The organism is Corynebacterium sp. 045007, from assembly GCF_040743205.1.
GTDB classification, from domain to species: domain Bacteria; phylum Actinomycetota; class Actinomycetes; order Mycobacteriales; family Mycobacteriaceae; genus Corynebacterium; species Corynebacterium jeikeium_D.
Genome location: NZ_JBFLKW010000017.1, coordinates 26,458 through 47,699, shown reverse-complemented (window position 1 = coordinate 47,699; position 21,242 = coordinate 26,458). Strand labels below are relative to the sequence as shown.

Sequence of the window (21,242 nt, the reverse complement as noted above, 5' to 3'; positions counted from 1 at the left end):
GTAATGCTTAGCCTTTGACCGGGCTTTGTAGACGAAGGCGCGAGTGCGCTGTCCCCCTAAAGAACGGAGTGATCTTAGACCGTGCTCAATTTCGTGTATTGGCCGATTTCGGCCATCCTGTGGTTCTGGCATAAGGCCTCAGGTTTCCTATTCGATCCCTCCTCGGGTATCTCATGGGTGCTGGCCATTGTTTTGCTTGTGGTCACCATCCGTATCCTCCTGTTTAAGCCGATGCTGAACCAGCAGCGTTCTGCCATCAAGATGCAGCAACTCGCTCCTGAGATGCAGGCGATCAAGGAGAAGTACAAGAACGATCAGCAGGCGCAGGCTCTTGCTATGCGCCAGCTGCAGAAGGAAATGGGTGTCAACCCGCTCGGCGGCTGTCTGCCGATTCTGGTTCAGATGCCTGTGTTCATTGGTCTTTTCCACGTGCTGCGTTCGTTTAACCGAACGGGTACGTCGGGCAATGCGCTCGGCATGTCGGTGGAGCAGAACTGGAATACGCCTAACTACATCTTCGGTGTAGATGAGGTGCGGTCTTTCCTGCTGGCTCGTGTGCTCAATGCTCCACTGTCCAGTTCGGTTGGTATGGGTGAGGATCAATACGCAGCCTTTACCGTGCCTGGTACGCCTGCGGACTTCACCCGCATGGACATCATGATCGTTGCCATTCCGCTGATTGTTATCGCGGCACTGGCAACGCACTTCAACGCTCGCATGTCTGTTGACCGCACGCGTGCCCGCCAGGAAGCCGGTCTGGTGAAGCGCCAGGAAGGCGTTATGGGGCAGCAGATGGACATGATGAACAAGATGATGCTTTGGTTCTTCCCGATCATGATTCTTGTTACCGGTGCTTTCTGGCACATCGGTCTTCTTGTCTACATGGTGACTAACAACGTCTGGACCTACTTCCAGCAGCGCTACATCTTCGGCAAGCTGGATGAGGAAGAGAAGGAAGCTGTCGCAGCTAAGAAGGCTGCCAAGCGCGAGGCACAGGAGAAGCTCGCTCCGAAGGTTGGCCAGAAGCCAATCAATCCGAAGAAGGGTGGCAAGCGTCAGGCAGCGCAGAATGCGCAGCAGGCGCAGTCCGGTCAGGCCTCTGCAGCGAACAAGGCTTCTAGCCATCTTCCGGATGGTAATTCGGGGAAGGGACAGCAGGGCCCAGCCTCGAAGCCAGCGCCAGGACAGAAACCCGCAAATCGGAAGAACCGGAAGCGGAAAAAGAAATAGCTGAAGTGGAATCGCCCTTCGTCTACATAAGTTAATTAATCGAAACGCCCCGCAGTTGATGCGGGGCGTTTTTGCTTGCCTTGGTGCTCTATCGAGCAAACAACGTCACTGTTATTACAGGCATGTAATTTTCTCCGGGGCCGGGAGTTTGGCATCCAACTTTGATCAATGTTTCACGTGAAACATCGTTGTTGCACTGTCGTACACTAGGGGTAGTGAAAAGCTCGACGGGTGACGGCACAGCTGCCCCATTGTGCAAGAAAGGTTAGTGGAACTGTTGAGTAACCCCGAGAAGGACGTCGATAAGCAAGAAGCCTCCGCCGGTTTGGTCGATGCCGATTTGCGTTCGGTGATAGATACCGTGTTTGGAGAGAATGCCGATCGAGCATACCGCTACCATTCCTGGTTGGCTGAGGAGGCTACAGTCCGAGGTTTGATTGGGCCACGTGAAACTCCAAAGCTGTGGGATCGGCACATTATCAATTCTGCGGTAGTTGGAGAAGCTATAGGCAAAGGGCTTGTAGTTGCGGACATTGGTTCGGGGGCAGGCTTGCCCGGGATTCCGCTTGCTCTTGCACGACCAGATTTGAAGGTGGTTCTTGTGGAACCATTGCTGCGCCGTACGACTTTCTTGAACGAGGTTGTGGAAGATCTCGAGCTGGACAATGTGACCGTGGTTCGCGGCCGCGCTGAGGAGAAAATGGTTCGCGCTGAGGTTGGCCAAGTAGATGTCGTCACTTCTCGCGCTGTTGCCCCTCTTGGGAAATTGGCGGGCTGGTCGCTTCCTTTAGTTAAATCCGGAGGCGCGATGGTTGCACTGAAGGGTGGAACTGCGCAAGAGGAGATTGATCGGGACGCAAAGCTTATTGCCAAGGCGAAGGGAACTAATCCCCGCGTTGTAGAGGTTGGCGGTTCCGTGTTGGGAACTTCGACGTACGCCGTGATTATTCAGAAGAAGTAGGTTGTAAGTCCCCCTCCCCTACTCCACTGCCGGTTCGCTTGTGTTTTGGTTTCGACATTGAGGCGCGTAGTGCCGTCGGGCTAGAGTGGGATAAGTATCGCGGTATGGCAAAGTCCTACCGGCCAAGGTGGATGTTTCACGTGAAACATTTCCACAATCGTCGGCGTCTAACGCTTGTTGGGGCTTGATGATTACGCTTTTGCAGATAGTTACTAAGTTTTTATTCGCACTCCAGTGGCCATGATTGGTGATTGCTGTGCTTGTAAGGGGAATAGTTAATGAGCCGGAAGTCCTGGCAAGACACACCCATCGCTGCGGCAGCTCAACGGGCGGCGCAAGTTAAGGCCCCGAACCGTTTATCGCTTCCACGCCCCGAACGCCCGCGCCGTATTACTATCGCCAACCAGAAGGGTGGCGTGGGCAAGACCACTTCGGCAGTCAACATCGCGTCGGCGCTCGCGCGGCATGGCCTCAAGGTCCTAGTCATCGATAATGACCCGCAGGGAAATGCTTCTACGGCCCTGGGGATTGAGCATGTTTCCGGGACTCCGTCGACGTATGAGCTTCTAATTGGCGAACTACAGATTGACGATGTCATCCAGCGTTCCCCTGAATCTGAGAATCTCTTTTGTGTGCCAGCGACGTTGGACTTGGCGGGCTCCGAGATTGAGCTGGTCTCGCTCCTGAACCGTGAGCGCCGACTTCTCGATGCGGTGTCAGATCAGTACCTGATTGACAACGGCTTTGACTTTCTCATTATTGACTGCCCTCCTTCGCTCGGTCTGTTGACTCTGAATTCGATGACTGCCGCCAACGAGGTTTTGATTCCGATTCAGTGTGAGTTTTACGCCTTGGAGGGTGTGACTCAGCTGATGAATAACGTGCAGATGATTCGTCAGCATCTCAACCCGGAGCTACATATTTCTGCTGTGCTGCTCACTATGTTCGATGGCCGCACCAAGCTTTCGGAAGAAGTTGCCAATGAGGTTCGTAACTACTTCGGTGAGGTTGTGCTACGTAATCTCATCCCTCGATCCGTGAAGGTATCGGAGGCGCCGGGATATTCGCAGACCGTAATTTCCTACGATCCAGGGTCTCGGGGCGCAGTTGCTTATCTTGACGCCGCGAAGGAATTGGCAACGCGTGGCGACTATTCAGCAGTTCCGGGTGGAGGTGCGATTGGGCAAGAACCTGCTTCCTCCCCTACCCCGTCCAATTCCACTGAGACAAATTAAAGCCACTAGGAGTAGTAATCGATGTCGAATCAAAAAAAGGAGAACCGCAAGGGAGGGCTCGGTCGCGGTATCGCCGCGCTGATTCCAACTGCTCCGGCGGCTAACCCCTCGGTAGGTGACAGTGCCGCGGATATTATCTTCGGTCCCCGCCGTACCCAGGGGACAAAGCAGCCTGGAAGTAGCGGAGTTGCCGACGTACTGGGGGCAGCCGCGACCGGATCCGGCACCTCATTGACTGAGGGGCAAAACGCCGGAAAATCTGCAAAATCCGGGCAGGGCAAGCCTCATGCCGATGAGGCTAAGAAACGTCACAGTGACAATAAGACTATTGGTAAGTCCAGTGATGTTTCACGTGAAACATTGCCCTCGACGACGTCGGGAGTAGCGGACCATAGCGGCGCCGAGCCGACCGATGTTGACGCTTCGGCCGCAAACGAGTTTGGCGCGACCTATCGCGAGATCAACTTGAAGCTGATTACGCCGAACCCGAAGCAGCCACGAGAGGTCTTCGATGAGGAGCCCCTAAATGAGCTCGCTCACTCTATTCGTGAGTTCGGTCTATTGCAGCCGATTATCGTACGACCAATCTCTGAGGATAGTCGTGCGGCCGCACTCGAGGCAGCGCGCAAGGAAGATCCGAACGCGCCGCAACCCGAGTTTGAAATCATCATGGGTGAACGTCGCTGGCGTGCTTCTCAGCGAGCTGGGGTCGACACGATTCCCGCCATCGTTCGCGATACTCCAAACCAGGACATGCTTCGCGATGCCCTATTAGAGAACATCCATCGCGTTCAGCTGAACCCACTCGAAGAGGCCGCTGCGTACCAGCAGCTACTCGAAGAGTTTGGTGTAACTCAGGCAGAGCTGGCGGATCGAATCGGTCGCTCGCGGCCCGTTATTACCAACATGATTCGACTCTTGCAGTTGCCGGTGGAGGTACAGCGACGAGTAGCGGTCGGTGTTCTGTCGGCTGGTCACGCACGTGCCTTGCTTGGAGTTAAGGCAGGTGAGGAAGAACAGCAGCGCCTCGCCGAGCGAATTGTTGCTGAAGGACTATCCGTCCGTGCGACCGAAGAAGCAGTGACATTACTCAATGCCGGCGAGCGACCGAAAAAGCAGCACCGTGAGCCCACTCCGCAGCCGGAGGTCCTTCACAATTGGGCTGACCGCCTGTCCAATTCTTTTGATACGAAGGTGACTGCCCAGATGGGCAAGCGTAAGGGCAAAATCGTTATCGAATTCGGCAACCTCGAGGACTTTGATCGCATCATGTCACTGATGCATCTCGACGAAGAGTAAACCCGGTTACTGTGACTGAAGTATTCATCGAGAAAATTTCGCTGGCCGACATCGAAGGAATCTATCCAGAGACGATGTTAAGCCTGTTTTGGGAACAGGGCATGGAGCATATCCGTACAGCAACTGCCCTACCCCAGTTCTCGACTGAGCCGCGCGAACCTAATTTGGACCCCGGCACGCCAGAAGAGGATGAAGCGCTCAACGGTGATTTAAAGCATTCGGACGGCCAACCCCCTACTCGGCCAGGCGGAGCTAGTGAAAGCCTCTTAAATGGCGATTTAAGCCCTGATTTAGCCGCCCAGGTGCGCTTGGAGAAGGAAGCATGGCTCAATACCGTCTACCTTTCCTGGGGACCGTGCGGATATTCGCTACGACGAAAGCCACCGGCATCACTTATCGATGGGAAACCTGAGACCGTCGGCACGCTGCTCTTTGCTCCGCCACGCTTCTGCCCGACGACATTTTCCATGCCTTCCGGACCAATATCGCCGGATGCGATTGCGCTGACGAGTCTGCATTACAACGCTTTAGAGGTTGACGATGACATGCTCCGCGTGCTCATTGTGACCGCTCTGCACAAGCTCGCGCTGCGCGGGATTTCAGCGGTAGAAGCGTTTGGTTGTAGTGGCACGGCGGATTCTATGTCGGCATCCACGCCGTCGTCGCCAACGCCTGACGACGGTACGGAGAATCTAATTGCTGATTTCGAGGCGCAACTCGAAGAAAAGCTGAATCCAAAGCCGTGTATTTCAGATTCGTTGGCGGCGATTAACCATAACGCCGGTGATTTGATTCGTACGCGAATCCTTCTTGACTCCGGGTTTCGGGTGGTGACTCCACATCCGATTCATCCGAAACTCCGTATCGAGTTGGATGCGGAATTGGACTGGGACGAAGAAATCGGCCATGCGTTGGATCTAAGTGCGAAAGAACCCTTTATGCGCTCAAAGCTGTTCAGTCTTTAGCGCTGGGTTTCATTGGTCAGCCGTGTTTAGGCTTTTTCCTCTTCAATCAGCTGCGCAAAGCTGTAAGCGCCGGTCATTGGCTGCTGCTCTTCATCGCCCAGGTACAGACGCTTTACAGCGACAACGATAGATTCGGCAATTACGTCCCGCTGATCTGGGGAAGAAAGAATTGCGACGTCATCCTCGTTGGTCAGGTAACCAACGGCGACTTCCACCGTGGGCATCCTGGTCAGACGGAGGAGATCCCAGGTACGGGCGTGCGAGCGGCAGTCCACCAGGCTCGTACGGGCAACAATCTCCCGCTGAATAAGGCCAGAGAGCTGTTCGCCAAGAATGGAGTTGGAGCCCTTCATCGAGCCAAAGTAAAAGGTCGCAATACCGCTGGCGCGGTTGTTGTGATAGTGGTCAGCCTGCAGGGAGATGAAGACGTCAGCGCCAAATGCGTTGGCCATCTCAGCGCGATCCTCGATGGACGGATTGTCGGTACGAGGACGAGACAGAATAGTCTCTGCACCTGCCGCGACAAGGCGACCTTCAATCCGAGAGGCCAAATCCCAAAGAATCTCTTCTTCAGAAATCTGACCGTAAGGGCCGTCGACCACAATGCCGGGCTCCCCTGCCCCAAGACCTGGATCAATGACAATGCGCTTTCCAGAGAGCTTCGGCCCCATCGTGCGCAGTATTTCCTTCTCGTGGAAGGCGTTTACAGAGCCACCAGTAACCCTCCTGCCCAAGTAGCTGAGCGCCCGGAGAGTAACGGGACCACAGATACCGTCGGGCTCCAGCCCGTAATTGAGCTGGTATTCACGTACAGAGGCATCGGTCTTCGGGCCAAAGTGGCCGTCTACTCGGGCATCGTGGAAGCCGAGTTCCTGCAAGGTAGCTTGGAGAACGCCTACGTCCTCACCGGTCATTTGAGACAGTGGATCATAGGACAGTACGCGGGTGCCCAGAGTGTACGAGGCTTCTCGCAGTAGGCGCAGGGTGCTGTCGCGGATGATCCCGTCGGCATAGACACCGCGGGACTGTTGGAACGCCAGGAGAGCGTTGCGCATATCCTCATCAAAGAGGTCATCGTCACCAGACCACTGAGGCGAGTTCTCCTCCGCGGCTGAGCCCTCCCAATTGGGCAGAAGCCCAAGACGAGCCAGGGTAGAACGTACCTCGGCTACACGAGGTGACCTATCGCCCACCTTCAGAAACTCTGGCACGAAAACTCCCTTCCGAACTCCACAATTATGTTTAGGCCGTTGTGGGTCCTCACAACACTTAATCAGTATTACTGGCCAGTGAGCTAAACGAAACTTCAGTTAGGAAATCCCGCGTACTCTCAGAGGATATGGTCAGCAATACCTCTCAAGTTGGCGGCAACCTGGTTCCTTCACGGTATTAAGGAAGACGTAAACCGCCATTTCCAGCAAGATTACCAGGTCGCAGGCGCGAATTGATTGTTACGAGGGCGCGTCGGCTAGCCCGACGGCAGAACCCCAGGAATAACTCTAAATCACAACCACAACTTCAGTCACATCATAATGGGGTGTGTCCAACGAAGGTGGCAGTAGCGAAGTGACGGGTGGGCAGTCGTAACCTCGTATCGGATAAGGAGCAACCCCAAGTTCTTTTAAAGGTGCTTTTCGATGAGGGACGTGATTTCGCCCTTCGGGCGGACTCCGCGAATCTCTTCGACCTTCTTGCCGTCCTTGAATAGGAGCAGGCTTGGGATGGACATGATCTGGAACATGCCAGCCAGTGCACGCTCCTCATCGACGTTGACCTTGGCGATGACGGCCTTGCCATCGAGCTCGGTCGCAACCTCGTCCAAAACGGGAGCAATCTTTTTACACGGGCCACACCACTCTGCCCAGAAATCAACAAGCACCGGCTTATCGGATTCGAGGACATCGGACTTAAAGGTGTTGGCGGTGACGGTTACCGGAGTCATGAAATTCTTCTCCTTAGAATGAGCTCGTTTGAGTTCTTAGTGGTTTTGTTTTGTGGTCTTGATTCTAATTTTTCAACCTAGCTTCTTCAGCCTCGCGTACGGATTTGGCGCTCAAGGCGTCAAAAATTAGGGCTTCCGGTGGTGCGAGTGAAGTACTAAATTGTTAATTAATGGTGTTCTTGAGAACGCTGCAAGTGCTCGATGAGTACGGGGCGTACCGGGCTATAACACGTCCCGCTGCGCCCTGATTGAGCTACAGCAAACAACAATTGGTCTTACCGACTATCGGATATTCCCCATAGTTGGATATCTGCAATCGTAGGGCTTATCCAACAATTGCGATACCCCAACTATTAGGTGTTTATCCAGCTAGTGCGACTGCCCTGCTGTCAGCTACCGAGCAACAGTTTCCAAGTAGTGCTCAGCATCCAGCGCAGCCTTGCAACCAGAACCAGCGGCGGTAATTGCCTGCTGGTAATGCGAGTCAACAACATCGCCCGCCGCAAAGACGCCCTTGAGAGAGGTCTGGGTGCTCGGAGCGGCTACCTGAATGTAGCCATTCTCATCGCAATCCAGCTGATTGCGAACCATCTGCGAACGTGGCTCGTGGCCAATTGCTACGAACATGGCAGTCACATCCAGGACGGACTTCTCACCAGTGACGGTGTCTTCCAGCTCGAGACCGGTAACTGAACCCTTGTCCTCACCAAGAACCTGGGACACAACCTTGTTCGTCGCAAAGCGAATCTTGTCATTGTTCTGCGCGCGCTCGACCATGATCTTCGACGCACGGAACTCATCGCGGCGATGGACAATCGTCACCGAGCGGGCGAACTTGGTAAGGAAGGTTGCCTCTTCCATAGCGGAGTCACCGCCGCCGATGACGGCGATATCGTGGTCGCGGAAGAAGAAACCATCACAGGTGGCACAGGCGCTGACACCATGACCAAGCAGCGCCTGCTCACCCGGAGCACCGACATAACGCGGAGCGGCACCGGTTGCCAGGATGACAGCGTGAGCCTTGTGCTCTTCTTCGCCAACCCAGACAGACTTGATATCGCCGGTGAGATCCATGCGATCGACAATCTCCATGCGCAGGTCAGCGCCGAAGCGCTCTGCCTGTGCGCGCATCTGATCCATCAGCTCTGGGCCCATGATGCCCTCGGAGAAACCTGGGTAGTTCTCCACATCGGTAGTCGTCATAAGCAGGCCGCCAAACTCGATGCCCTCGAACACCACAGGCTTCAGGTCGGCACGGGCTGCGTAGGTGGCAGCCGTGTAACCGGCGGGACCGGAACCGACGATGATCAGGTCGTGAACGATATCGCTCATGAAGACTCCTATAATTTTTATCTCTCACATCACATGGCGCACAGTGATGCTCAGTAGTAAGCAAATTTTTCAGCTCCGGGAAAGAAATTACCGGAACCAGCCACCTCAACCAACGTGAGGTTAGCCATCTCTATTCCCCCAGCCTCTCCCCTGCTCCGCAGTTGTTAGGCCACCTGCACTTCTTCCAATTGTCGCCGAAGCGTACGACGCGCCCGCGCCCGCCGAGACTTCAACGTCCCGCTCGGCTGCCCAATACTGCGAGAGGTCTCCTGCAGCGAATATCCAAAGATGTCCAAGTACAGCAGGGCATCCCGTTGATCCGTTGGCAGCTGCTCCAATGCGGCGGCCATAGTCACACGTAGCGGAACATCCGGGCAGGGAATCGGCTGTGAACTCATAAACGTCTCAAAATCCTCCTCCTTATCGCAGAGAGGGATCTCCCCGAAACGACCGCGGTTGTGGTCAATACACGCATTCTTCACGATGCACGTCAGCCACGTCGCCACCGTTGAACGCCCGCGAAAGCTCGCCGCCCCCGCAATTGCCCGCGCCAGCCCCTCCTGTACCCCATCCAAGGGATCGAAATCATCCCGACGATAGCGCCGCGCCATCGCTACCAACTGCGGATAATAACGCCGTGCCAACACCGCGAACGCGCGAGAATCCCCCGCCAGGTGCGCCTTCAATAATTCACGATCGACCTCGTCCGCAGATGCATGCTTTCGCATACCGACGACGCCACAATCCCCCAGTCGCCGACCCATGCGGGCCTTACGGTGACTGTCCCCAATTCGATTTCTTCCCCCAAAGTTCATGGCTCCTATGCAAACACGAAACCCGCGCTCTCCGCTTGGCAAAACTGCCGTGGAGACCGCGGGCTGTGGATGAACTTCAAAACGTCCCAGTAGCTGTGGATAACTTGGGACAACTTGAACTGTTGCCACCTAAGGCAAGCTCAGAGCGTTATTCCGTACCACGCACCTGAATGTCGCCAATAGCAACTGGCAGCAACGAATCCGGAGATTGCTCAGCCAGATTGCGGTCGCCGACAAGTGGGTTGTCCGCATCGGAATTCTGCGACTCAGCATCTGTATCAGCGTCAGTGTCTGAGTCGCTGTCGGCTACCGCTTCCGCAGCCGTCGGCAAGCCGGAGATCCAGACAACAAGGTTCTTCCACTCAGTGTCGCGGCTATCGATTTCGATGGTCGTCGTACCTGAGGTGGCAGTAGCGCTTCCGAGAACCGTTGTGTCATCCAAGTTCGTCGAGTCAGCATCTCGTAGGCCGCGAACTTCAATGTGCGCGCCCGGGGTCGCCGCGACCTTAAGCTCTCGAATGGTTGCCGGTTCATCGAGAGTGACCCGAATACCGACACCAGGTTTGAAGTCCTCTGGGCGATTGCCGAACTGGCTGAGGTAAGTCGAAGTTACCCAAAAGCTTTCCTCGTCATTATCGATGGTCAGCTCAGCCATGTCCGGATTGTCTGGACCGGCTGCCGGGTTGTCGCTGTCGGCTTGCCACTCGTTAGCGTCGGCAAGCGAAAGCGTCGTGATCGGAGCCGGGCCGCGTCGTACCGACTCGGAGTTAATCGGTGCGTCCGAGGAACGGTTAACCAGACCAAAGATGCCCGCGGCGACAAGTGCACCGACAATGACTACACCGACAACGACTGCGCCGGTGCTGAATGCGCGGGTGCGATTCTTGGTGTGGTGAGCGTTTGATTGGGCTGCACCGTCGGCATCGATGGATTCGCGCGCACCGGTGTCGGGGTCGATTGCGAGAAACTCCGAAGAGTCGGGGCCGAGCGCTGCAGTGCGGAAATCCTCCGCGAGTGTGCGAGCTGGCGACTCCTGTTGGTTGAAGCTCTCCGGGCGAACCTGCTTCGCGCGGTCGATGGCAGCAGAAATATCGGAGGGGATATTTGGCACGTTGTAGAACAGCTCGTCGATGACAGAAAGCAACGCGTTGTAGTCCGAACGTTGCGAGCTATCGGGCAAAACGACGGGGAAAGCGTCGTAGATGTGGCCGTCGCTGCTGATGCGCAATTGCCCAGGCTTGTTTGTCAGGCCAAGGCAACGTCCAGATTCGTGGGCGTCGGCGATTGTCTCGGCAAGTGATGCTACTGCGAGTGCCAGGGCATCCGGGTGGGCGGCCTGATCGAACCGCTCAATACCGATACTGCTGGTCCAGTCGGCGACGATGAGCACCTCGGTGCGTGTCTTCGCCACGCTATGAATGCGGGACATCCCGGTGCCGGCCAGGTCACGCAGCTCGTTGGTCGTCGTGGCAATCTTCTGGGCAGCAACCGATGGCGAAGTGTCGTAGTACGGCAGTGCAATCGTGTCGACGAAGACAAGTGCGACATCTGAGTTGTCGGGATCTCCCATATCCATGGCGCGCCACAGGCGCAGACCTGGGTAGGTCGCGACTTCAGAACGCAGACGGAAACGACCACCTGAGACCATCTCGCCGGGTACATAGCGGGTCGGGCGAGAACCCTGCGTCGGCATCGGCGGCAACAGCGGCGAAGCGGTGAAGCCCTCGTTTGCCAGACCCGTGGCCTCGCCAATCAGGTTCGACGGGGCAATCGAGAAAGCATCAGCGGCGAAGCCACGTTCGCGCTCCATATCCTCACGGTCGGCGACGGCATTGTCGGCTGCATGAGGCTGCGGAGCAAAGCGACGTAGACCCGGAATGCGGCCGAGGAAGCCACCCAGAACGCGGACCTCTTCCAATGGAGCCTGAGCGAGCACCAGGCCGGTACCGATGAGGAAGACCACGCCGGTGACGATGGTCTGCAGTAGCACACCGAAGGAACCGAAGAAATCGAACAGCACAAGGTCGGTCAATGCGAATGCGCCCCAAGCAACGGCGACACCGACAAGCGACGCCCCCAGTGCCCACAGCACGGTGTGGACGGTCGCCTTACTGTCCAAGTGTCCGAGAGTGCGGCGCAAGAGCAAGAAGCCAATTATTGCGCCGGCGACGAAACCGAAACCGTTGGCGGCACCGAGCAACACGACGACGGTCTCATCGTCAGAAGCCAGACGAGGAGCGAAGAACGACAGAATCACCTTGACGGTGGTAATGCCGAGGATGATGAAAGTCGGGGTCCAGGCCTCTTCACGGGCGTAGAAAACACGCAAGTGCAAAAGCACAATGGCGTATGGAATAAGCGAGAACGCCGAGAAGGACAGCGTCCAGCCGAGAATCTCTGCGGTTTCGCGGGGGAACTCCAGATACGCGAAAAGACCGACGGCGATGGGGCGGCCGAATGCGGTGAAGAAGGCAACGATCGGCACCAGCGCAATCATGGTCAGGCGGGTACCGATGGACAGATCTCGGACCACTGCCCCATCGTTGCCGTCGGCTGCATTGCGGGACAGTCGCGGCATGATGGCGGTCAGCAAGGTAACGCCGATGATGCCGTAGGGCACCTGCAACAGCAGCCAAGCCTGCTGGTAAATCGTCGGCGCTGCCTTGGAGGCAGTCGAGGCAATATTGGTGGTGATGAAGTAACCAGCCTGGGAAATTGCCACGTAGGTGATAATCGCGACACCCATGCCGGTGAACTGTTTGATGCGGTCGTCGATACCCCACAGCGGACGCAAATCAATGCCCGCGCGCTTGAGGTAGGGAATCATGATGGCTGCCTGAATGACGACACCCAGGGTGGTACCAAGACCCAAAAGCAGGATGTGCGGATCGGAGAGTGAACCGTCCGAATCCGGACTCAACTGGCCGGGCAGGAACAGATATAGCAAGAGCGTGGCAATGGCCACGACGTTGTTAGCGACAGGTGCCCACGCACCGGGTTTAAAGATTCCCTTGGTGTTTAGCACCGCCATGAGCAGCGCAAATATGCCGTAGAAGATAATCTGCGGCAATAGTAAGAACGCAAATGACGTTGCCAGCGGAACGTTGACCTTACCGGCCTCGTTAAGGCTCAATCTGGTCAACAGTGGCGCACCTATCACCGCCAGCACCGTCACCACTGCCAACAGCGTCATAGAGACAGTCAAGAGACGTCTAATGAAGGCGGCACCGTGATCTGGATCCTCCTTCTCCGCGCGCACCAACACTGGCACCACCAGAGAAGTCAGCACTGCGCCGAGGACGATTTCCGTAATCAGGTTCGGCAGTGTGTTGGCGACGTTGAAGGCTGAAGCCACAGCCGGACCCAGCGTCGCGCCGATGAGCAGGTTTCGCAAAAAACCCGTAATGCGCGAAATCAGGGTAGCGATTGCCATCGAGCCCGTGGAGGCGACGATGTCCGAGTTCGACTGTCCCTGATTTGCGTCCGCCGTCGAGCCTGCGGAGGAATCGCTGGAAGCGGTTGCTGTCGCAGTTGCCGCCTTTGCTGGCGATGGTGATGCCGATTCCGTCATCGCGTCAGCGGCGGTATCGGCATTTGCCTTATGGCCGGATACGCGAGTTAGGTCCGGGGCCGCTTCGGCCGGCTGAGATTCAGCCGTTGGCCGCGCCGCCGGAACTGGGGCCGGTGGCGCGGGGCGACGAATGCGGCCTCGAAGTCCAGATTTATGCGCGTCTGAGTCAGTCACATGTCCTATTGTTGCTTAAAAGGGGGTCTATTTCCGAAAGTACTGAGACCGTTTTGCGGCAAAAAACCCACCAACAGTGACGATGACGAGGGTCACGATAGCCAAAACCCCAACCGAAGCGCCCGATTGCACGGAAATACTCACTGATCGAGAAATCGGCGTGCCGCCAGGTGATTCGAGCCACAGCAACAGGTTGTGGGAGTTGTCTCCACTATCCCGTGGCCGGTCTCCCTCTGGAGCATTGGTCGCCGGAGTGGATTCTGCATCATCACCCGACTTCGGAGTGAACTGAACAGTCACCGACCCCTTGGCGGGGATGGCGGCCTCATACTTCTCCTCCAACACCGAATCTCCAGCGCCGACGCGCACGAACGCGGGAACCGGCAGCGGCAGGCCATTACGAGCCAGCACCGCAATCGGCGACAGCTGCGTTGCGCGGGTGTAGACACCGCCGGGAGCTACCAACGTCACCGAATTGCGCAGGCGTCGATTCATAATCAGTGCCTGGTCGCTGAGTTCTTCGCTCCGCCGCTGCACGTCAGTTGACTGCAGCTGATTTCGCCGGCCGAGAGTTGTAAACGAGCGCAGCAAGTCGTGCCGCAGGGGACGGGTGAATTCATACCGCGTCAGCGCGACATTGGGATCGTTGGACATGATTGTGGTCAGGTCGGTGATCTCGCGGGAGGCCGTCTGAGCCTTCTCCACGAGCGTCTCACTCACTGGCGCGGGATCGGCAAGCTTGTCAATTGGAGTAACCGAGCCCGCATCCAGGTCGTGAGCTGAAGCGGTGATGGAGTCCATCAGCGGAGTCAGCTCAGCCAGGTTATCGTCCACGGCTTTCCTGACCGCAGCCATGAAATCTTCAGCGTCGCTAGCGCGTGGATCCCAACCGGACGGCGGTGCTGCCACCACAGCCGCGCGAGGGTCATCCGAATCAGTCAATGATTGGAACAGAGTGCCAATCGCTGTCTGCATCCGTGCAGCTTCGGAGTCGATTCGGAAATCGTAGCGTCCGAGCAGATTCGAATACGCCACAGTCTGGGGAGACCGTCCTGTTGCAGCCAGAGAGGTTGTCAGTGCCCCAGGGAGGGCGAAGGCGCGGCTACCGTCGGCAAGCACGCCACTATGGCCGGGGCGCAGTGTCTGACCATCGGCGGTGAAGGCGGTGTTGTCTGCGACTAACACGGTGGTGTCGTGCGCGGCTTCGGGTGGAGTGGGCGACGGTGGCATCGTCTCGCCGGTATCTACGCGGTTTTCGAATGCGCGCTCCGGGGTGGTCCCGTTCAGGGCCGTGGCCGCCGAGTACAGCGGGGCGCTTTCCGACGTCACGTATCCCTCGGCCGGCAAATAGAGGCCCGGCAGTGCCTGAACGTCCAAATGCTTGGCGATAGTCTGCCGACCAGCGGCGAGTGCCTCCATCGAAAGCTCGTGATCCCCCACGCGAGCCACGGCGCTGGCATCGGTGCCGCCCCACGGCAGTGACAGTGTGCAGGTGTCCTGTGTGAGATCGTGCAGCCGATTGAGCCAGGCGGCAGCATTGTCACTGGCGGGCATATGCGTGAGATTGGTGTCATCCGCGTTTCCCCAGGAATCCCGCAGTCGCGGAGAGGACTCCACAGGACTTGGGCGGCTGGTGCCAATCCAGTAGTCGCGGGTCATCCTGGAGATTGCGTCGAGGGTCTCCGGGTCGATGGCGATGCAGGTTGATTCCCGCAACCTCTGCCCATCCGGGCCGGCAAAGCCCTTTTCCAACGAGGTGAGCAAACCGTCGAGGCGGCCACCGCGTTCGAGAGACTCGGCCAAAGAATTGTCGGTGAGGATGAGATTCGGCGACGAGGGTGCGTCACCGGTCTCACCGCCGACCAGTGGCACTGGCTGGCTGATGGGCCAAATCAGCGAAAACGGCACTGGGTCGCGGCGGGTGGGCGCATCGGAATTGTCGGTCTCATCGTTGTCGTTCTGATCACCGGCAGGCGGTTCCGGCTCATCACCTTCCGCTTGCGGATCCGTCACCGGAAGCAGTGCGCGTGTTTCCGCCAGCAGGCGGTCGATGTCATCTGCCGGTTGCCCGTTAGCATTGATGAGCAGCGGAAACGTGCCGGCTTCCGTGATGTCGAGTCCTTCTGGAGCCGGTGCGGAGATAGGAACACTTAGCGTAACCTCACGCTTCTCCCCCGCTTTCAGCTCGATGGGGGCACTGAAGGTCCCAGCCACATCAAACACCGATTCAGGCTCAGCGAGAATCGTCCGCGCATCTGCAGAGGAAGCCAGTGCGCCGGCCCGCTGTGGGCGCAGCGCAACATTGCTGATATCCGCATCGGAGGTGTTGTGCACCTGCACCTTGATGGTCAGCGTCGAATGTAGAGCCGCGACATGCGGAGTGAAGCTGGTTATCGAAAGCCGAAGGGGGCCCTGTTCACCGACACGATTGGTGCCACTGCCCCACAACTGCTCATCTTGCGCAAAAGCTGGGGGCGCAACGGTCGTCGGCAAGCACAGTATGAGCGCTGCGGAAGCGGCCGTGACTTTACGAACAACATTTCTTGGCAACTGCAACCTGAACATGCGCAATCACCTCGGCGTCTGCCGGCCTGCTCGCTTTTCCGCGCGGGCGAGATCGGGCAGCAGATTGTGCGCGCGCCGGGCCAGTTTGCGTTCGTCAGCGTAGGCCAATCGTTCCACCAAGGTGTCTACAGGAACCCACATGACCTGGGTGACCTCGGGGTCTTCGTCGTTCAGATCGCCATCGACGTAGCGCAGAAGGTGATGGTGCACGGTCTTGTGAATCCGCGTGCCATCGGAGACAAACCAGTAGTCAATCACACCGAGCTCTTCGATGACCTCGCCGCGAATGCCCGTTTCTTCCCACACCTCACGTTCGGCGGTGGAATCGAAAGCTTCGCCGGGTTCGACATGGCCCTTAGGCATCGACCACAGCAGGCGCCCGCGACGATCGTGCCGACCAATCAGCGCGACATAAATCCGTGACAGGTTGACTTTGCCGCCATCGCCGACAGCCTCAGCAAGCCCCGAGACGACCAGTCCGCCCGCCGAAGTCTCAATCGAGGTCTGCATCGGCGCTGCATTTTGCGCGCGCGACGAGTGCGCACGGCGATTGTTTGTGCGCTTCGTCTGTGCGTGACGACGGCGATTGTTCCTATCCTGACCGTTCTTATGGCCACCGCGGTTGTTCGACTGCTTCGAGGGTCGTGCCGACTTCGGTGATTTGGAATTTTTCTTGGCGCCACCGGAGTTTGGCTTGGCCGATTTGGGGCCATTGGCACCGGAGCCACTACGTTTTGCAGAATTTCCGCTGGTAGTAGCGTTGCTAGTGTTGGTGGACGAGGAAACGCCACCTCTTCTGCGCGGTCGCCGACGACGTCGACGGCTCTTCGCCACCGAGTTGTCATTGCGTACCACGTTGTTCATTCCACTTAGACTACCGGGTTTATAGGTATAAGCGGGTATTGTGTCGGTCGTGACACAATCGACTCCTTCAACGACAAATGGTGACCAGCCCGGGGGGACTACACCTCACGGTGCTACTCCGGCGGCTGCTGACGCGGACCCACAGGTGCGCAGGACGGCAATGCTGGCAGTGGCGGATCAGGCGATCGCCAAGGAGTCGGAGATCCTGGATTCGCTGGCAGCTGCGTTTAGTGCAGCTGGCCATCGCCTGTACCTCGTGGGCGGTTCTGTGCGCGATGCTCTCTTAGGGCGACTGGGCGTGGATCTCGATTTCACCACCGACGCGCGCCCGGAGGTGACGCGCGCGATCCTCGATGACTGGGCGGACATTGTCTGGGATACCGGCATTGAATTCGGCACACTCTCCGCGGAACGGCATGGCCGTCAGGTGGAGATCACCACATTCCGTGCGGATACGTATGACCAGGTCAGCCGCAATCCGGAGGTCACTTTCGGTGACACTTTGGAGGGCGATCTAATTCGCCGTGATTTCCGCTGTAACGCCATCGCCGTGGAGCTCCATGGTGACGGCACCCGCACCTTCCTCGACCCGCTCGGAGGTTTCGAGGATCTTGTCGCGGGTGTGTTGGACACCCCGGGGGCGCCGGAGGTCAGTTTTGGCGACGACCCCCTGCGGATGCTGCGTGCCTGCCGCTTCGCATCCCAGCTGGGGTTCGACGTGGCACCGCGTGTGCTCAAGGCGTTGAAGGAAATGTCCAGCGAAATTGACCGCATCACGGTCGAGCGCATCTCCACCGAGCTGAACAAGCTCATCCTGGGTGCGGACCCAAGCCGAGGTATCGACCTGATGGTGGAATCGGGGTTGGCCGACCGCGTGCTGCCGGAGATCTCCGACATGCGCATGACGCAGGATGAACACCGCCAGCACAAGGATGTCTACCAACACTCTCTGCAGGTCATGCGGCAAGCTATTGACCAGGAAGAACCCGGTGAACCGGACCTCGTACTGCGCTGGGCGGCACTGCTGCACGACTGCGGCAAACCCGCTACCCGTGCCTACAACGAGCAGGGAAACGTCACCTTTTACCAGCACGAAGTTGTCGGCGCGAAGCTGGTGCGACGCCGCCTTCGGAAACTGAAGTTCCCGAAGAAGACCAACCACGAAATCTCGCAGTTGGTCTACCTGCACATGCGCTTCCACGGCTACGGCGAAGGCAAGTGGACGGACTCGGCGGTGCGACGTTATGTCAACGATGCCGGAGATTTGTTGGAACGACTCAACAAAATCGTGCGGGCCGACTGTACGACAAGAAACCGTCGTAAAGCAGCACGCCTCGCACGCGCCTGCGACAGCCTGGAAGCGCGAATCAAGGAGCTCGCTGAGCAGGAGGACCTCGCACGCGTCCGCCCCGACCTGGATGGCAACGAAATCATGGAAATTCTGGACCTGAAGCCCGGCAAAGAAGTCGGACAGGCCTGGAATTACCTGAAAGAGCTGCGATTGGAGTCCGGTCCGCTGGAGCGTGAAGATGCTATCTTGGCGCTGAAGAAATGGTGGTACGAGCAGTCCGGTGAGCAGGCTGAAAGCGAAAGTGAGAGCTAATGGCATCGATTAATCCGGAGAATCTCTATGGCGACCGGCTTTTTACCAGCCTCGAGCGCAACGACCCGGCCGCCGGTATGCTGCTGCTCGCAGCACCCGGCATGCTCTCGCCGGAATTCGCTCGTTCGGTGATTTTCCTCATTGAACACGATGAGCACGGCACCCTTGGTGTCGATCTCACGCAGCGTTCGCAGACGCCTGTGCACAATGTGCTCGAGCCCTGGGCGTCACTGATGACTAAGCCGCCGGTGCTCTACGTCGGGGGTCCGGTCAACCAGACGCAGCCAATCTGCATTGGTGTGGTGCGAAATGGCGCTACCCTCCCAGAGGAGACCGACAGTATTACCGGTGCACCGCTGATGGAACGCATCGCCCATAGGTTTGCGCTGGTCAACCTCGGCGCGGAGCCGGAGGATGTACGCGACCGCATCGATGGCGCGCGTATCTTCGCCGGTTACGCGGGCTGGGATCCGGGGCAGCTGGAAGACGAGCTCGAGCGCGGTGACTGGTACGTCGCCCCTGCCCTGCCCTCAGATGTACTCGCGCCTGCTGCCGCGGACATCTGGGGTGATTGCATGCGCCGTCAGCCCTGGCCGCTGCCACTGTATGGCACCTATCCCGTAGATGTACGTGACAACTAGATGAGTGAGCACATCAATACCGAAGGAAACAGGGCTGAAGGAAGTAGCGCCACAGGAAACAGCGACCGCAGCGACATAGCTGCCGGCATCCGGCAGACACTGCCTGTGGGCATGGGCCTCATTCCGCTGGGGCTCGCATTCGGCCTGCTTATTGCACAAACTGGCTTTAGCTGGTGGTGGGCCCCCATCTTCTCCTTCGTGGTCTACGCCGGGTCGATGGAATTCCTCGCTGTCGGCCTGGTTATGGCGCATACGGGTCTGCTCGGCTGTGCCGTGACGTCCTTTATGGTCAACTTCCGCCACGTCTTCTACGGACTGACGTTCCCACGCGACCGGATACAGTCTCGTCTCGGCCGCGCATATTCCACATACGCGCTTACCGACGAGTCGTATGCCATCGTCTCTGCAGCAAATCCGACCGAAAAGATGTCGGGCCACCGACTGCTGACGATTCAGATTCTCTGCCAGTTATTGTGGGTGGGCTCCGGCATTGTCGGGGCGCTAACCGGCGCAGCACTGCCCGAGGGTATCCGCGGTGCCGAGTTCGCACTGGTGGCGCTCTTTACGGTGCTGGCCATGGACGCGTTTGAGACTTCTAAGGACTGGTCACTGCCCCTGTCCGCTATCGTCTGCACGCTGGTGGGCTGGCTGATTAACCCGAACCAGATGCTGGTTATCGGACTGCTGATGTACTTCGGCCTGCTGCTGTTGCGCGTGTGGTCACCGCGGGTGGATCGGGTGATGCGCATGACGTCGGCAAGCAATCAGCGTACGACGGAGGGAGAGCGAGCATGACCGCGATGCCCGATTCCGGCTATGTGCTTGCCGCGCTCTTTGCGATGGGTACGGTGACTCTTGCGCTGCGTGCGCTGCCGTTTGCATTCGTGCGCACTCTGAAGGGGTCTCCCCTGTTCGAGTTCCTCGGCACGACCATGCCGGTTGGAGTCATGGTGGCGTTGGTTGCCTACACCGTCTTCGGGCGGCTAGGACTCAGCGGTGAGAGTGGCGACCCCGGCGCTGCCTGGGCCGTGCCCGTAGCGCTGGCCGTCACCGTTGGCCTGCACTGGTGGCGGCGCAACACCGTGATTTCGATTTTTGTAGGCACGGCGCTGTATATGGTCCTCGTGAACCTTGTCGCGTGAGGTGCGCTGTGTGTGGGACGGTGCCAGCGGACCAGTGGCTAGCGGCAGTGGCTAGAACTGTGCCGGTACCTGACCAGTGAAGTCCGGTAGTCCCGGAATCTGGGGCAGCTGCGGGGATTCCGGCAGATTCAGTAGTTCGCCGAGATTTGGGCTCTCGGGCAGGCCAGGCAGCGATGGAGTGCCCAGCGTGCCGTCGAAGGCATTCTGGACATCGCTGGTGTGAGTTTCCTTCGTGCCGTAGGTGTTAGCAGCGACGCTGAAGTCAGGTCCAATGGATGCCGAGGCGTGAACGCTCTGGCGGTCATCGGACCAACCCCACTTTGTGCCAATAACACCCGGCAGCGTGGCGGTGCCGTAATCCTGACGGTAGCCATCCGCTGCCACAGGTGACGCGGTGCTCATAGCAACCAGCACCGGGTCAGAGGGGTTCTCGCGCTTCTTGGCCTCCAGGAACTTCACAGTGTCCGCGCTGGACGTAGTTGAATTTCCCCAGTGACCTGCATCGTGGGTGTTGCTGAGGCCGTATTCACGCGCAGTGGCGTTGATGGAATCCGGGTAACGGCCATAGAGCTCACTGGCGATATTGTCATCGGAGTAGCGAATCATCTCTGTGGCCTTCGCCTTGTCCGCTTCTGTGCCATGTTTGAAGACGTAGTCCGCAATGTAGAGCTTGACAATCGAAAGCCCCGGACGAGCTTCATTCTCGTTCGCCGTACCGTAGTGCGTGCCACTTGGGGTGTGGGTAAAGCTGATCTGGGTTCGCCCCGGAGCATCAATAGTGCCCTGCGGAGTCAGTTTTGGCTGCGGAGCCGCAGCGACGTTTCCAGCTGCCAGCGGAAGGCTGGTGACAGCGATGACACCGGTAAGACCCATGCGAATCGCGCGGGAAGGCCGTGGAGTAAG

General features: G+C 58.0%; 17 protein-coding genes. 9 read left to right on the top strand and 8 right to left on the bottom strand.

All coding sequences use genetic code 11. From position 1 onward, the window contains the following. The first annotated feature begins 81 nt into the window (after window positions 1-81). From yidC to AB1Z34_RS09005, 5 genes are all read left to right on the top strand, one after another. Entirely contained in the window at window positions 82-1,230 is a 1,149-nt protein-coding gene (gene yidC / locus AB1Z34_RS09025; RefSeq protein WP_070604836.1) for a membrane protein insertase YidC, read from the top strand. A gap of 325 nt (window positions 1,231-1,555) precedes the next feature. After that, the gene (gene rsmG / locus AB1Z34_RS09020) at window positions 1,556-2,191 is read left to right on the top strand and encodes a 16S rRNA (guanine(527)-N(7))-methyltransferase RsmG (protein ID WP_187404986.1); all 636 of its coding nucleotides are present in this window, start codon (window positions 1,556-1,558) and stop codon (window positions 2,189-2,191) included. A gap of 278 nt (window positions 2,192-2,469) precedes the next feature. Beyond that, the gene (locus tag AB1Z34_RS09015) at window positions 2,470-3,426 is read left to right on the top strand and encodes a ParA family protein (RefSeq protein ID WP_187404978.1); all 957 of its coding nucleotides are present in this window, start codon (window positions 2,470-2,472) and stop codon (window positions 3,424-3,426) included. 21 nt (window positions 3,427-3,447) lie between these two features. Then, the gene (locus AB1Z34_RS09010) at window positions 3,448-4,725 is read left to right on the top strand and encodes a ParB/RepB/Spo0J family partition protein (RefSeq protein ID WP_367158231.1); all 1,278 of its coding nucleotides are present in this window, start codon (window positions 3,448-3,450) and stop codon (window positions 4,723-4,725) included. An 11-nt stretch (window positions 4,726-4,736) separates the two neighbouring features. Beyond that, window positions 4,737-5,690, top strand: a complete 954-nt coding sequence (locus tag AB1Z34_RS09005) for a hypothetical protein (protein WP_239272488.1) — start codon at window positions 4,737-4,739, stop codon at window positions 5,688-5,690. Window positions 5,691-5,716: 26 nt separating this feature from the next. On the opposite strand, the gene AB1Z34_RS09000 is transcribed toward AB1Z34_RS09005, so the two are convergent. The 7 genes from AB1Z34_RS09000 to AB1Z34_RS08970 all read right to left on the bottom strand — a co-directional run bounded on the left by AB1Z34_RS09000 (window position 5,717) and on the right by AB1Z34_RS08970 (window position 16,944). After that, complete coding sequence (locus tag AB1Z34_RS09000) at window positions 5,717-6,901, bottom strand: N-acetylmuramoyl-L-alanine amidase (RefSeq protein WP_048733139.1); 1,185 nt, start codon at window positions 6,899-6,901, stop codon at window positions 5,717-5,719. Between the two features lie 410 nt (window positions 6,902-7,311). Next, a complete protein-coding gene (gene trxA, locus AB1Z34_RS08995; RefSeq protein ID WP_049193104.1) occupies window positions 7,312-7,632 on the bottom strand; it encodes a thioredoxin in 321 nt (106 codons plus the stop codon). Window positions 7,633-8,025: 393 nt separating this feature from the next. Beyond that, window positions 8,026-8,964 carry a thioredoxin-disulfide reductase gene (gene trxB / locus AB1Z34_RS08990; RefSeq protein ID WP_005511625.1) on the bottom strand — a complete coding sequence of 313 codons (939 nt, stop codon included), beginning with the start codon at window positions 8,962-8,964 and terminating at the stop codon, window positions 8,026-8,028. A gap of 164 nt (window positions 8,965-9,128) precedes the next feature. Then, complete coding sequence (locus tag AB1Z34_RS08985; protein WP_367158230.1) at window positions 9,129-9,728, bottom strand: sigma-70 family RNA polymerase sigma factor; 600 nt, start codon at window positions 9,726-9,728, stop codon at window positions 9,129-9,131. Between the two features lie 199 nt (window positions 9,729-9,927). After that, window positions 9,928-13,524, bottom strand: a complete 3,597-nt coding sequence (locus tag AB1Z34_RS08980) for a murein biosynthesis integral membrane protein MurJ (RefSeq protein ID WP_367158229.1) — start codon at window positions 13,522-13,524, stop codon at window positions 9,928-9,930. A 27-nt stretch (window positions 13,525-13,551) separates the two neighbouring features. Continuing rightward, a complete protein-coding gene (locus AB1Z34_RS08975; RefSeq protein ID WP_147719302.1) occupies window positions 13,552-16,089 on the bottom strand; it encodes a hypothetical protein in 2,538 nt (845 codons plus the stop codon). A 6-nt stretch (window positions 16,090-16,095) separates the two neighbouring features. Then, window positions 16,096-16,944 carry an NUDIX domain-containing protein gene (locus AB1Z34_RS08970; protein WP_367158237.1) on the bottom strand — a complete coding sequence of 283 codons (849 nt, stop codon included), beginning with the start codon at window positions 16,942-16,944 and terminating at the stop codon, window positions 16,096-16,098. Between the two features lie 169 nt (window positions 16,945-17,113). On the opposite strand from AB1Z34_RS08970, the gene AB1Z34_RS08965 reads away from it, so the two are divergent. The 4 genes from AB1Z34_RS08965 to AB1Z34_RS08950 all read left to right on the top strand — a co-directional run bounded on the left by AB1Z34_RS08965 (window position 17,114) and on the right by AB1Z34_RS08950 (window position 20,339). Continuing rightward, a complete protein-coding gene (locus tag AB1Z34_RS08965; protein ID WP_016421726.1) occupies window positions 17,114-18,556 on the top strand; it encodes a CCA tRNA nucleotidyltransferase in 1,443 nt (480 codons plus the stop codon). Further along, complete coding sequence (locus tag AB1Z34_RS08960) at window positions 18,556-19,197, top strand: YqgE/AlgH family protein (protein WP_258225521.1); 642 nt, start codon at window positions 18,556-18,558, stop codon at window positions 19,195-19,197. The genes AB1Z34_RS08965 and AB1Z34_RS08960 overlap by 1 nt, the downstream gene beginning before the upstream one ends. Window positions 19,198-19,308: 111 nt before the next feature. Next, window positions 19,309-19,992: an AzlC family ABC transporter permease gene (locus AB1Z34_RS08955; protein ID WP_049170132.1), complete on the top strand. Its 684-nt coding sequence runs from the start codon at window positions 19,309-19,311 to the stop codon at window positions 19,990-19,992. After that, window positions 19,989-20,339, top strand: a complete 351-nt coding sequence (locus tag AB1Z34_RS08950) for a branched-chain amino acid transporter permease (protein WP_049170093.1) — start codon at window positions 19,989-19,991, stop codon at window positions 20,337-20,339. Before AB1Z34_RS08955 ends, AB1Z34_RS08950 begins: the two co-directional genes overlap by 4 nt. Window positions 20,340-20,390: 51 nt before the next feature. Here AB1Z34_RS08950 and AB1Z34_RS08945 read toward each other — a convergent pair whose 3' ends face one another. Continuing rightward, window positions 20,391-21,212: a class A beta-lactamase-related serine hydrolase gene (locus tag AB1Z34_RS08945; RefSeq protein ID WP_258225730.1), complete on the bottom strand. Its 822-nt coding sequence runs from the start codon at window positions 21,210-21,212 to the stop codon at window positions 20,391-20,393. Between the last annotated feature and the right edge of the window lie 30 nt (window positions 21,213-21,242).